Here is a 13,951-nt window from a genome sequence, read left to right on the forward strand (position 1 = left end):
TTTTTTTATAAATGAGGCTTATAAACAAAAAAAGACGCATAAAATTGCGCCTTTTTTTCTACTATTTTTTAGATAATTATCGTCTAAATTTATTCCTAACAATAATATCTTTGAGTTTCGCTTTTAAATCTTCGCCGGCATCAAAAACCATTTGTTCGTTGTTTGGAAACGGAACAGCACGTTTAGAAAAATAGTTTTGATAATTGTCTTCGCAGGCACTACGGTCTCCTTTATATTTGGAGTAGATATTTTCAAAGACAAATTCACTGCTAATGGGAAACGTCTGCACCAGCTGATTCGATTTTAAATCTACATAATCAATTTTTGCAGTCACCATACAGGATTTGTATTGTCTAAATTCATAAACCGTTGCGCGAAGTGTTTTATAATTATCCACTTTAATTTCTTTTCCCAAACTGTCTTTTACGGGCCTGCCTCGGCTGTCCAAAAGTGTTTTTACACCATCTTTAATCTGTCTTTCCTTCACAAATTCTTTTTCTTTAATTTGTTCTGGTGAGATTGCAATTTGTCTAAAATTGATAATCAGACTGTAATCGTAGTTCACATTTTTTTGTCTGGCGTTATGATACACTGTCCATTTATCATTTAATCCGTAAGTTTTAAAATCCAGCAGATCATCCTGAAGCATTTTCGGAATCACCATATTGGTTTCATTTTTGGCATAAACATCGACAAAATCAGTTCCTTTAAAAAGTGCATCATCCATTAATTTTTTGGTGTTTTTATAACCAGGATTGATACTTTCCAAATACGAAAAATCATCATATGCCTTTCTAAAATCCATTTTGTTGTTCGATTTTAGAAGTGCAGAAGCATTCTCACACAAATATTTTGAAAGCGCATTTTTGCTGTTTACAATTTCGTTCGAATAATTATCAAATGGAAAATTCGCATTTCGGTTTTGCTTTATTAATCTCAAAGGCAAAATCGGACTAATTTTTTCCTGACGGTTATTCAGTTGTAAATAAGTATTGTAGATACGCTCTGCATTAGCAGGATTGGCATCTTTCGACAGTATTTCAAGATCACGCAAATCTCTGTCCTTTGCTTTTGCAAAAGCCTCTTCGAGTAAATACACATAATCTTGTTTTCCTTTCGAATCCTTATTTGTTCTCAAGGCTTCAACAGCGCGGTCAATAGCACCATCGTAATTTCCGTCACTTATTAATGCCTGAGTCGTTTTTACGCCGCAGGAATAAAGAGCCAAAAAGAATATAAAAAATAGTAAAGTAGTTTTTTGCATAGTATCTCTTTTGAAGGTGTAAATATATCTTTTTTAACTTTCAACAACTATGCCTTTTTTGCGATTTATTTTTAGAAGCAGCAACAAGGTTTTCAAAAGAACTTTTAGTCCCGCTTTCGCCTTTATCTCTCCATTTCATTACGAGGATATCGGCTCTATCGGGGCTAGGATAGAACATTTGGTTTTCATAAAAGCCTTTCTTAAATGCGTTTAATCGGCTAATTTTTTATACTCAAAAGTGCCAAGTTGTGGAGTTGTAATAATTCTTTTTTGAGTATCAAAATAATCAATATTAAATTTAACAGGCATCAGGATTGCAATAATAGTAAGCTCCTTGTTGTTTTTAGACATCTTCCATTTCGCTTTGTGCGATTCGTCGCCAACCAGACTTTCAAAATCACCATTTTCTTTAAAAACCTGAAAAACCTGATCAGTTTTATAATACTGCTGAATATTTTTGTCCTTACCGTTTTTGGTCCATTTTACCAATTGCCATTTTCCTATAAGTTCTTTAGAAGTTTGCGCTGATGCAGATAAACCAATTAAAAACACAAATGCTAAGATTAATTTTCTCATTTTAAATAGATTAGGATTGAAGAATAAATTTAGTGAATTTCTGAATTGTATAACATCTTTTAATCCTCCCAATTTTCAATCAAATTATCTTTCCATAATTTTTGAGCAAATTCTCTAAAGACTTTTGGACCTTTTTTGAAATTTTCATCTAATTTATATTCACCTCCAATAAATTGTTTTTCGCCATTATCAAGAACTCCAACCTGAACTTTGCTTTCGCCGCGCACCGCATATTTCTTATTGTCTTCGTACATTATAATCTTCATATCACACGGACTCACATCACCGTGGCACGCAGTTTTGTACATCACCCAAGTTTCAGCGATTCCGTTGTTGTTTAAATCAGTTACTTGAAAAGTGTTTTTCACAAACGAAGCCACAATATCAACGGGGCAGTCTGCAATAAAATCGTAAACTTTCCAAGTTTGTTTTACTTCATTTCCAGAAACTATAAAATGATACGCAAACAATTCAGCATCAGAACTACTTTCAGATTCATGCTCGAATTTTTTATTGATATGATAGCCTGTTTCTGTCGTAATAACAATATTATCGCCTAATTTATCTTTCCATCGAACGGCATTTTTGACAAAACCTTCATATTTAATAGAAGATGGAAATTGTGTTGAATCGATTTTTTGTATGGTTAGAACAAAGTTTTCGTTTTGAGGTTGGCTTAATTCGATATTTTTGGATGACTTTAATTCTTCTTTTTTATCTTCTTTGCAGCTTGTAAAGAACATGGCAAATAATAACGCAATAGTGAAGTTTTTCATAAATAATTAATTCGGCTTTTATCTTTTTATTACAAATAGTTTCTGAGTAGAATAAAGGTCACATTATTTTTTTAAATTCTTAAATATATTTCAGCCACCAATGATTATTTTCAGCCTTATATTTTCCGAACCATTGGCAAGGTTTATAAAGCAGTGCCACAACAAAAATCCAGATGCCATAAATTGACCACAGAGGTAAACCGCTTTCAACGCTTTTAGGTCTGCCAAAAGTTCCCGAAGCAAATTCCAGTTGAGACCAATTAAAGCCTTGTGCCAAAAGCATAAAAAGCGTCAGAATATGAATAACATAAAAGTGAACGACGAAATAAAATAAAGGGACTTTTCCGTAAACCAAAGTTACTTTTTTAACTGTATTATGAAATTGTTCTGCAAAAGCGAGCAGTAAAAACATATTGCCTAAAGTAACCAAACAAAATAGGAGAGAAGGTGGATATTTGGTTACATTAATAAATGATAAAAAGGTGAAAACCGGGTCTTTTTGTGTAGCCCATAAAGCGGGATCACCGTAAATATTTACCAATCGAATTACCGTAAATAAAGCTAAAGCACTCAAACCGATTTTTAAGAATAGTCTTTTTCTTTGCCCTTCTGCTAGTTCAAAGAATTTTCCTGTGGCAAAACCAACGAGCATAATTCCCAGCCAGGGAATTGGCGGATAGCCCATAATAAATGCTTTTCCTGCAAACGGAAAAACAGCTGGCCCAAAGAGAGGAGTTAAGATGGTTTTTAAAACTGAATTTTCTACAAACGGAATTAGCGCGAGAAGATTATGGAAAAAGATAATTACAAGTCCCACAATACCTAAAGTTTGAGAACGGACTTTTAATAATAAACTCAAAAGAACAAACCCAAATCCTATCGCTGCTATGACTTCGAATAAAAGGGTATGAAATCCAATATCGAAAAACAATCCAAAATTGACAATTGTAAATTCGAGCAGGATCAACCAAAGTCCTCTTTTTAATAAAAGCTGTCTGGTTTCTGCTGTATTGTTTTTGTTTTGAAGCGAAAGATATACCGAAGTTCCAGCCAAGAAAACAAAAATAGGCGCGCACAAATGCGTAATCCAGCGTGTAAAAAACAACAAAGGAGAAGTCGTCGCTAAATCGGTTGGGCTTTGTGTAATCGAATCGACATGCATTAAATCCCGAACATGGTCAAGTGCCATAATGATCATTACAATTCCGCGTACAATGTCTATAGATGGCTGTCGTTTCATGTTTTTGATTTTTAAATACTTAAGGTAAATCTAATGATTTTTTTGAGTATTTGCAATCCAATTTATTTTCCGAGAAAAAGCGACATAATGATAAAAAAGTTTAGGTAATAAACGATTTTTTATTGCCTTCTAATTTTAACCTGATACACAATCTCCCAAAAAATAATTGAAAAAACAGCATTAGCAAAAATGGCAGTTTTAACCTGATACGGATCATAATTTACAAATAAATGTAAATTGGTAAACTGTAACGCTAAAAAGATAGCTAAAGCAGCAATTGCGGCAGCGCAAATTATATTCAGCAAAGGTTTCCACTTTAGTGCTGAAAAAGCATAAATAAGATTCAAAATTCCGAAACCAACTCCTAACGTTACAAATGCATCACCTTTAAATTTTTCGTTTAATTCAAGTAAAAAATGTGTAGAGGTGAGGTATAAAAAGAAAAGAATAGAATAAATTAAGATGCGTATTTGTGGTTTCATTTTGTATTGTTTTATCTTGCAAAATTAAGCATTTAAAATGAAGCTGTGATTAGTATTTTATTGCAAAAGTGTTTCTACTTTAGTTTCAGACTTTTCTTTTAGCGGACTATCTGCCTGCAAACTCCAAATAATTAGAAATTTTCCTTTTGCCAGATATTCTTCTGGGTGTTCAGCTGTTGGTTCGCCCGCTTTTCCCCAAAGTAAACCTTGCAAAAATCGATCGCCTTTAAAAACGTGATCGAATTCAAAATACATTATAGAACCGCGGTCTGCTTTGCTTTTAAAACTTTGAATGGCTTTACTTTTTACAGTTCCAACAATATTGCTGTAGGTTTCAATATCATTATAAAAATTGCAGGCTTGCGGCGTAATACAAATATTCCCGTCGCTTACCATATAACCGCCTTTTGGAATTTCTTTTGGTTTGAGTTTTAAATCTGCGATCGTTTGGCTGAAGGAATTTGTAGTAATTAGTAGGAGTAATGTGAGTAGGGGAATTGTAAGTTTCATTGGTTTTTGGGGTTTGGTTTATTGAGCTAAAATAGTTTTTTTTATCTGAAGTTCTTTAATTCATTTTACTATTTATGTGACTTGTTAAAAGTGAGAAGTTCGCGTTTTTTGGGTGTAGATTTATAAATCCGAAATTCCAATTGCAGTTAAGTAAACCTGACAGGTTTTTAAAACCTGTCAGGTTTTGCATACTATAAACTTGCTCCGTCGGTAAACAGTTGTTTTTTACTGTATTTGCAGATAATTTTTCGCTAAATATTCTTAAAATGAATTTAGATTTTCCTTGACAAATTTTAAATTTAATTCATTCAAATTATCTTCATATTTAAAAAAATCATTTTCAAGTTCTTCCCACACTATATTTGCCTCTTCTTCAATTTTTTCAATAATTTCTTCCCGTAAGTTACTATTTTTAGGGACTTTGTTTTCTGGGAATTGTGCAATTGCTTTCTTCAGAATTTTTGCCGTATGATTTGCATTAATGGCGATTAATGAATCTACTGTTTCATGTGCATAATCTCCGGTAGAATTAAAAAAATATTGACTAAATCCGCCGTTATTTATTTCTCTTTCTAGATTTTGATTATAGTAGAAAAATTTTTGAGCGTTAGATAAATTTTCCATTTTATCTCCCCATTCGCATAACGTACAAATATAATTGTCAATTTCAATGATAATGTCGTTAATGTTTTCTCCCTGAATTAATTTTTGAATATCAATTTTTTTAAACTGATTATCATTCTTGTTGATTTGATTAGACATAATAATTTTAGATTTATTACCAAAGTTCTTTTTAAATTAGAAATCAAAAGTAATTAAAATTGTAGTATTAGTATTATATTTTTAACTAAATGATTATTTGGAAATAACAATTCTCATAGTTACTTTGCGTGAGCTTCTCCCGACGCCTCGGGATCGCTCAGCCTGATAATCTGTTTCAGGAAAATCTGAGAAGTCTAAAATCTATCCCGAGGCTTCGGGACTAAAATCTACAATAAAAAAATCCCGCTTCAATTAAGAAACGGGATTTCGTAGATATTCTCTTTTTTTTTATTTTAAACTGTTGCAGCGATTTCTTCTGGCAGCGGAATTTGATTTTTAAGTAAATCTTCGAAAGTTTCGGCTTGGCGAATCAAGATTCCTTTTCCGTTCATCCAAAGAACTTCGGCTGGTTTGTATCTTGAATTGTAATTCGAAGACATTGAGAAACAATAAGCTCCAGCGTTTCTGAAAGCTAAAATATCTCCTTCTGTAATTTCTGAAATTCTGCGGTTGTTGGCAAAAGTATCCGTTTCGCAAATGTATCCTACAACAGAGTAAAAACGCTCTTTTCCTTTTGTGTTTGAGATGTTTTCGATATGATGTGAAGATCCGTATAACATTGGACGAATTAGGTGGTTGAAACCACTATCAACCCCAGCGAAAACGGTTGACGTTGTTTGTTTTACTACGTTTACTTTTACTAGGAAATGACCTGCTTCGCTCACCAAGAATTTTCCTGGTTCGAAAATCAAAGTTAAATCTCTGCCATATTCTGCACAGAAAGCATTGAATCTTTTAGATAATTTTTTACCTAATTCTTCGATGTCTGTCTCGATATCGTCTTTTTTGTAAGGAACTTTGAATCCGCTTCCGAAATCTAAGAATTCCAAATCTTTGAAATGTTTTGCTGTATCGAACAAAATTTCAGCAGCATACAAGAATACTTCGATATCTAAAATATCAGATCCTGTGTGCATGTGAATTCCAACAATGCTCATTTTTGTGTTTTCGACAATTCGCAATATATGCGGAATCTGGTGAACAGAGATTCCGAATTTACTGTCGATATGGCCAACAGAAATGTTAGCATTTCCACCCGCCATTACGTGCGGATTGATACGAATACATACTGGAATCTGTGGATATTTTGTTCCGAATTGCTCCAGAATAGATAAGTTATCAATATTGATTTGAACACCCATCGCGGCAACTTCTTCAATTTCTTCAAGAGAAACGCCGTTTGGTGTAAAGAAAATTTTGTCAGGATCATAGCCAGCATGAAGTCCCAATAAAACTTCTTGAATCGATACAGTATCTAAACCAGACCCCATGTTCTTTAATAACTGAAGAATCGCAACGTTTGACAATGCCTTCATGGCGTAATTAACTCTCAAGTTTTCTACCTTAGAGAAAGCTTTAGTTAACCTATTGTACTGAGATTGGATTTTTTCGGCATCATAAACATATAATGGACTTCCAAATTGGTCTGCTAACTGCAGTAAATCTTTTGCTTGCATTTTTAAATCATTTTGGGCAAAGTTATTACACTTTTATCTACTGACAAATAATTTGTAGAAAAATAACAAATTATAACAAATTGTTTGATTTTAAACAAAAAGCTGTTGTTTTTGAGATTTTGTAACTCTTTTTAAGATACTAAGGTTCTGAGATACTAAGATACTAAGTTTTTTTGCCACTAATTCACTAATTTAATTAATTCTTAAATGCTGTTGAAATTGGTTTTTTGCCACAGATTAAAATGATTTGCACAGATTATTTTCTTAGCCACGACCCGAGCGATAGCGAACTGGCGAAGCAATTATACAAATTTTCACAAATTTTTTATTTTCTCAACATCTTCTATTTCAAATATAGCCCGTGGTTTCAACCACGGGAAGGCAATATATAACAACGCCCAATCCGTAACATTTCCCGTGGTTGAAACCACGGGGTGTGTTTTTTACATATTGCGAAAAATCTAAAATCAAAAAATCATGAAAATTTGTATAATTTGTGGCTGAAAAAAATCCTTTTTAATCTGTGAAATCTGTGGCTAAAAAAAACAAAACCCCTGAATATCAATTCAAGGGTTTGTTAGTAGTTATGTTGTTTATCGGAATAAAGATTAAATAAAATGCAAGGAAAAAACTTAGTCCCGAAGTCTCGGGATAGCATCTTAGAACCTCAGAACCTTAAAATTAAAGACTCGGTAAATCTCCTTTTCCTTTAGTAGGCAAGTTTGTAGATCCCATAAGGAATAAATCTACCTCTCTTGCTGCTTCGCGACCTTCTGAAATAGCCCAAACGATTAATGATTGTCCTCTTCTCATATCACCAGCAGTGAAAATGTGAGGAACGTTTGTTTGATAGTTATGCGCTTTGTAATTGCTTCTTGCATCAGTTTCGATTCCTAATTGCTCGCTTAAAGTTTTCTCTGGACCTGTAAATCCTAAAGCTAATAATGCTAAATCGCAAGGCCAGATTTTCTCAGAACCTTCTTTTTCTATTAATTCAGGTCTTTGTCCTGGAGTCATTTTCCATTGTACTTCAACCGTTTTTAATCCAGTTAATTCTCCTTTATCGTTAGAAATGAATTCTTTCGTATTGATTAACCAGTTTCTGTTACAGCCTTCTTCGTGAGAAGATGATGTTTTCAACTGCAAAGGCCAGAAAGGCCAAGGAGTTGACTCACTTCTTCCAACTGGAGGTTTTGGTAAAATCTCAAAGTTAGTAACCGATTTTGCTCCGTGTCTGTTTGAAGTTCCAATACAGTCAGAACCAGTATCTCCACCACCAATAACGATTACATCTTTACCAGTTGCTTTAATTTGGTCAGGAATTGATTCTCCAAATAAAACTTTAGTCTGCTGTGTTAAGAAATCCATTGCCTGAACAACGCCTTTGCTTTCGATTCCTTTAGTTGGCAAGCTTCTTCTTTCTGTTGCTCCTCCGCATAAAACAATAGAATCGAATGCGTTTAATTCTTCTACGCTGAAGTTAACCCCAACGTTTACGTTTGTTTTGAAAGTGATTCCTTCTGCTTCAAGAATTACTACACGTCTGTCGATAATTTCTTTTTCTAATTTGAAATTCGGAATTCCGTAGCGTAATAAACCTCCAATAGCGTTGTCTCTTTCAAAAACAGTAACGGTGTGACCCGCTCTGTTTAATTGCTGCGCTGCTGCAAGACCCGCAGGTCCAGAGCCAATAACGGCAACTGTTTTTCCAGTTCTTGTTTTTGGTGCTTGTGGTTTAATCCAACCTTCTGCAAAACCTCTTTCAACAATGTTTTTCTCGATGTTTTCGATAGATACAGGATCTTTAATAATACCTAATACACATGCTTTTTCGCATGGAGCAGGGCATAAGCGTCCTGTAAATTCTGGAAAGTTATTAGTAGACTGTAAAATCTCTAATGCACTCTGCCATTCTTCCTGATGCACCATATCGTTGAAGTCTGGAATTAAATTTCCTAACGGACAACCGCTGTGGCAAAAAGGAATACCACAATCCATACATCTTGAACCTTGTTCTTTTATTTTATCTTTTGCTAACGGAATAGTAAATTCGTTGTAGTTAGAAACACGTTCTGCTACTGCTAAATTACTTTCGTCGGCTCTATTATATTCTTTAAATCCGCCTATTTTACCCATGACTTTTTAAATTAAATTCCAATTTCTTTAAATTCCAAATTCCAATCCTTCGACTTCGCTCAGGAAGACATTTTCATTAACATTGACATTATTGCCATTGGAATTTGGGATTTTATTTTTTGAAATTGATTTTTATCCAGCTATTAATTCTTCTATTTTTTTCTCTTCTGCAATTCGTTGTAATGCTTTCTTGTAATCAGTTGGCATTACTTTTACGAAGTGCTTTTGTTCATTTTCCCAGTCTGCTAAAATTCTTTTTGCTAATGGACTGCTTGTGTACAATGAATGATTTTTGATCAATCGTCTTAGTTTGGTAACGTCCTCTTCTTCCATCGGGTCAAATGCAACCATTTCCATGTTACATACTGTCGAATCGAATTTCTTAGTTGGATCGTAAACGTAAGCTACACCACCGCTCATACCAGCTGCGAAGTTTCTTCCTGTTTTTCCTAAGACTACCACTGTACCACCGGTCATATATTCGCATCCGTGATCTCCAATTCCTTCAACAACGGCTGTTGCTCCAGAATTTCTAACACAGAAACGCTCGCCGGCCATTCCATTAATATATGCCTCTCCGGTAATAGCTCCGTAAAGGGCAACGTTTCCAATAATGATGTTATCTTCAGGTTTGAAGGTTGCAGTAGGAGGTACTTTTACAATTAGTTTTCCTCCAGAAAGACCTTTTCCTAAGTAATCATTACAGTTTCCGTGAATTTTAAACGACAATCCGTTTGTTGCAAAAGCACCAAAACTTTGTCCGGCAGAACCTTCAAAATCAACTAAAATAGTGTCTTCAGGTAAACCTTGTGCGCCATATATTTTTGAGATTTCGTTACTCAAAATAGCACCTACAGAACGGTCTGTATTTTTAATTTTAAAGGTTACTCTTGTTTTCTCTTTTCTATAGATAGACGGAATTGCTTCTTTTATGATGTCAAAATCCAATACGTTTTCAAGTTGGTGATCTTGAGTAGTTGTATTATGATTTGGCTCTGTTTTCGCTTTTTCCGGTTTGTATAGAATTGTAGACAAGTCTAAACCATTTGCTTTATAATGTTTGATAGCTTTGTTCACATTTAATTTTTGTGACTGACCTACCATTTCTTTTAAAGTTCTGAAACCTAACTGCGCCATGATTTCTCTCAGCTCTTCAGCAATAAAATACATGAAGTTGATTACATGCTCTGGAGTTCCTTTGAAATTTTTTCTCAATTCAGGATCCTGAGTGGCAATACCAACCGGGCAGGTATTTAAGTGACAAGCTCTCATCATGATACATCCAGAAGCAACAAGAGGTGCAGTTGCAAAACCAAATTCTTCAGCACCTAATAATGCTGCAATAGCAACGTCACGACCAGTTTTCAACTGTCCGTCACATTCTAAAACTACACGGCTTCTTAAATCGTTTAAGATTAAAGTCTGCTGAGCTTCAGCTAAACCAAGCTCCCACGGAATACCAGTGTGCTGTAAAGATGTCAATGGTGCAGCACCCGTTCCTCCGTCATAACCAGAAATTAAGATTACGTCAGCTTTTGCTTTGGCAACACCAGCAGCAATAGTTCCAACTCCAACCTCAGAAACTAATTTTACGTTTACACGCGCTTCACGATTTGCATTTTTCAAATCGTAAATCAACTGAGATAAATCCTCAATAGAATAAATATCGTGGTGAGGAGGAGGCGAAATCAAACCTACATAAGGAGTAGAGTTTCTCGTTTCGGCAATCCAAGGCACAACTTTTTCTCCAGGTAACTGTCCGCCTTCGCCAGGTTTCGCTCCCTGAGCCATTTTAATCTGGATTTCTTTAGCGTTTGTCAAATAGTTGATTGAAACACCAAAACGTCCCGAAGCAACTTGTTTAATTGCAGAGTTTCTAGAATCTCCGTTAATTTCTTTCTGGAAACGTCTTGGATCTTCTCCACCTTCTCCAGAATTACTTTTTCCTCCAATTCTGTTCATTGCAATTGCCAAGTTCTCATGTGCTTCTTGACTGATAGAACCGTAAGACATTGCTCCGGTTTTGAATTTCTTTACAATTTCTGTCCAAGGCTCTACTTCATCAATAGAAATTGGATCTAAATTGTTGAATTCAAATAAACCTCTAATAGTCATTAGGTTTGAGCTTTGCTCGTTAACCGCATTAGAGTATTCTTTATAACTTTCTGGGCTGTTTAAACGAACCGCTTGTTGTAATTTAGAAATAGTGGTTGGGTTAAACATGTGTTTTTCACCACCACGTCTCCATCTGTAAATACCTCCAATTTCAAGAGAAAGCAAGTTTGCAATTTTTGAATTTGGGAAAGCTTTTTGGAAACGTTTTTTTACTTCTTTCTCTACTTCCATTAAACCAATTCCTTCAATTCTAGATGGAGTGTAAGGGAAGTATTTTGATGTAAATGTTTTGTTTAAACCTAAAATCTCGAAAATTTGGGCAGCTCTGTACGAATGTAAAGTAGAGATACCAATTTTGTTCATGATTTTAACGATTCCTTTTGCAATCGCTTTATTGTAGTTTACAATTGCATAATCAGCTTTTACACCTGTAATAAATCCTTGAGCAACTTGATCATAAATGATTTCGTTTACCATGTATGGATTGATTGCACTTGCACCGTATCCGAAAAGTAAAGCAAAATGATGAGGTTCGCGAGGCTCTGCAGATTCGATAATGATTCCGAATTTAGAACGAACCTGTAAAATGTTCAAAGAGTGGTGAATGTATGAACAAGCCAATAGCATAGGGATTGGAGCTAATTCTTCACTTACACCTCTATCTGATAAAATAATGATGTTGCATCCTTCATTAACCGCTTTAAAAGTTGCCTGAACACATTTCTCAAGCGCACGCTCTAAACCGTTTACTCCTTTTTCTATTTTGTATAAAGTAGAAATTGTAGCCGATTTGAAGTCTGCGTGATCAATGTTTCTGATTTTATCTAAATCCTCGTTAGAAATAACCGGATTTTGGATTTTTAGTTTTTTACACTGCTTTGATTCAATTTCGAAAATATTGAAATCGCCGCCAATCGCTAAACTGATATCCGTAATAATTTCTTCACGAATACCATCCAAAGGCGGGTTAGTAACCTGAGCAAATAATTGTTTGAAATAGTTATACAACAATTGAGGCTGGTCTGATAATACTGCCAAAGGTGTATCGTTACCCATAGAACTGATTGCTTCAGCTCCCTGGCCTCCCATTGGGTTGATGATTGTTTTTAAATCTTCAATAGTATAACCAAATAACTTTTGTCTAGTTACGAAATCTAATTTTTCAACAGGAGTTGGGTTATTTGTGTATGGAATTTTAGCTAAAGGCAATAAATTAGCATCTAACCATTCTTGGTAAGGACGTTTTGTTACAATTGCTTTTTTAACTTCTTCGTCTTCAATAATACGACCTTCGTTCATATCAACCAAGAACATTTTTCCTGGCTCTAAACGACCGTGCTGAATTACATCTTCTGGATCGATATCTAGGACACCAATTTCAGATGACATAATTACGAAGCCGCTTTTTGTTAATGTATAACGAGAAGGACGCAGTCCGTTTCTGTCTAGTAAAGCTCCAATAACGTTACCATCTGTAAACGGAATAGAGGCAGGACCATCCCAAGGTTCCATAATACAAGCGTTGAACTCGTAAAATGCTCTTTTTTCTGGAGACATTGTCTGGTGTTTTTCCCAAGCTTCAGGAACAACCATCATCATTGCCTCAGGAAGAGAACGGCCTGTCATTAATAAAAGTTCAACCACCATATCCATAGAAGCAGAATCTGATTTTCCTTCCAAGATAATTGGGAATAGTTTTTTGATATCATCGCCAAAAACAGCACTCTGCATAAGCTCTTCACGAGCACGCATACGGCTTACGTTTCCACGAAGTGTGTTGATCTCACCATTATGACACATGTATCTAAACGGCTGCGCTAAGTCCCAAGAAGGGAATGTATTTGTAGAGAAACGCTGATGTACAAGCGCTAAACGTGTCACCAAGTCTGGATCTTTCAAATCTATATAATAACGGCTGATGTCTTCCGGCATCAATAGACCTTTATATATTATAGTAGTTGTCGATAAACTAGTAAAATAAAACATGTGGCTTTCAGAAGTTTTAGATCCTCTTACGGCATGTTCAGCAATTTTTCTAGCTGCAAAAAGTTTTGCATTAAATTCTTGTTCAGTTAAGTTTTGTCCGTTTTTAGAAACGAATACTTGTTTAACTGTTGGTTCTTTTTCTGCGGCGATTTGCCCTAAATTTTCAACGTCAACAGGTACATCTCTCCAACCTAAGATCTTTAAGTTTTGATCTTTAATAGTTGCTTCAAATGCATTAATACAAAAAGAAACCTGGTTTTTGCTTTTTGGTAAAAAAACCATTCCTACTGCATACTCACGCGCTTCTGGGATTTCAAAGTCACAAACTTTCTTAAAAAAATCATGAGGGATGTCGAATAAAATTCCGGCCCCGTCACCAGTTCGTCCATCAGAACTAACTGCACCACGATGTTCCAATTTAATTAAGATGTCTAATGCTTTGTGAATGATATCATTTGACTTAATACCATTCAAATTACAAATAAATCCTGCACCACAATTGTCGTGTTCAAATTCAGGCAGATAAAGCCCTTGTTCTTTAACTCTCATTCTTGATATTTTTTCTACAAAAATAAAGATTTCGTTAA

Annotated in this window: 9 protein-coding genes and 1 pseudogene; all 10 read right to left on the bottom strand. The window is 34.8% G+C overall.

The features are described 5' to 3' along the window. Nucleotides 1-76: 76 nt before the first annotated feature. The 10 genes and pseudogenes from HYN86_RS10075 to gltB all read right to left on the bottom strand — a co-directional run bounded on the left by HYN86_RS10075 (nucleotide 77) and on the right by gltB (nucleotide 13,913). Nucleotides 77-1,264: a hypothetical protein gene (locus HYN86_RS10075; RefSeq protein WP_113677902.1), complete on the bottom strand. Its 1,188-nt coding sequence runs from the start codon at nucleotides 1,262-1,264 to the stop codon at nucleotides 77-79. Between the two features lie 210 nt (nucleotides 1,265-1,474). Beyond that, entirely contained in the window at nucleotides 1,475-1,840 is a 366-nt protein-coding gene (locus tag HYN86_RS10080; RefSeq protein ID WP_162789354.1) for a hypothetical protein, read from the bottom strand. A 59-nt stretch (nucleotides 1,841-1,899) separates the two neighbouring features. Beyond that, complete coding sequence (locus HYN86_RS10085) at nucleotides 1,900-2,616, bottom strand: M949_RS01915 family surface polysaccharide biosynthesis protein (RefSeq protein WP_113677904.1); 717 nt, start codon at nucleotides 2,614-2,616, stop codon at nucleotides 1,900-1,902. Nucleotides 2,617-2,695: 79 nt separating this feature from the next. Continuing rightward, on the bottom strand, nucleotides 2,696-3,856 hold the full coding sequence (locus HYN86_RS10090; protein ID WP_113677905.1) for a DUF1624 domain-containing protein: 1,161 nt from the start codon (nucleotides 3,854-3,856) through the stop codon (nucleotides 2,696-2,698). Between the two features lie 119 nt (nucleotides 3,857-3,975). After that, a complete protein-coding gene (locus HYN86_RS10095) occupies nucleotides 3,976-4,338 on the bottom strand; it encodes a hypothetical protein (protein WP_113677906.1) in 363 nt (120 codons plus the stop codon). A gap of 57 nt (nucleotides 4,339-4,395) precedes the next feature. After that, entirely contained in the window at nucleotides 4,396-4,848 is a 453-nt protein-coding gene (locus tag HYN86_RS10100) for a hypothetical protein (protein ID WP_113677907.1), read from the bottom strand. A gap of 261 nt (nucleotides 4,849-5,109) precedes the next feature. Next, nucleotides 5,110-5,610 carry a DMP19 family protein gene (locus HYN86_RS10105; protein ID WP_113677908.1) on the bottom strand — a complete coding sequence of 167 codons (501 nt, stop codon included), beginning with the start codon at nucleotides 5,608-5,610 and terminating at the stop codon, nucleotides 5,110-5,112. Between the two features lie 293 nt (nucleotides 5,611-5,903). Next, nucleotides 5,904-7,130: pseudogene (gene lysA, locus HYN86_RS10110) on the bottom strand (diaminopimelate decarboxylase); the annotation flags it as partial. Between the two features lie 678 nt (nucleotides 7,131-7,808). Continuing rightward, entirely contained in the window at nucleotides 7,809-9,263 is a 1,455-nt protein-coding gene (locus HYN86_RS10115) for a glutamate synthase subunit beta (protein WP_113677910.1), read from the bottom strand. Nucleotides 9,264-9,395: 132 nt separating this feature from the next. Further along, nucleotides 9,396-13,913, bottom strand: a complete 4,518-nt coding sequence (gltB, locus tag HYN86_RS10120) for a glutamate synthase large subunit (RefSeq protein ID WP_113677911.1) — start codon at nucleotides 13,911-13,913, stop codon at nucleotides 9,396-9,398. Nucleotides 13,914-13,951: the final 38 nt, after the last annotated feature.

It is taken from the genome of Flavobacterium fluviale (genome assembly GCF_003312915.1).
In the GTDB taxonomy this organism is placed as follows: Bacteria; Bacteroidota; Bacteroidia; order Flavobacteriales; family Flavobacteriaceae; genus Flavobacterium; species Flavobacterium fluviale.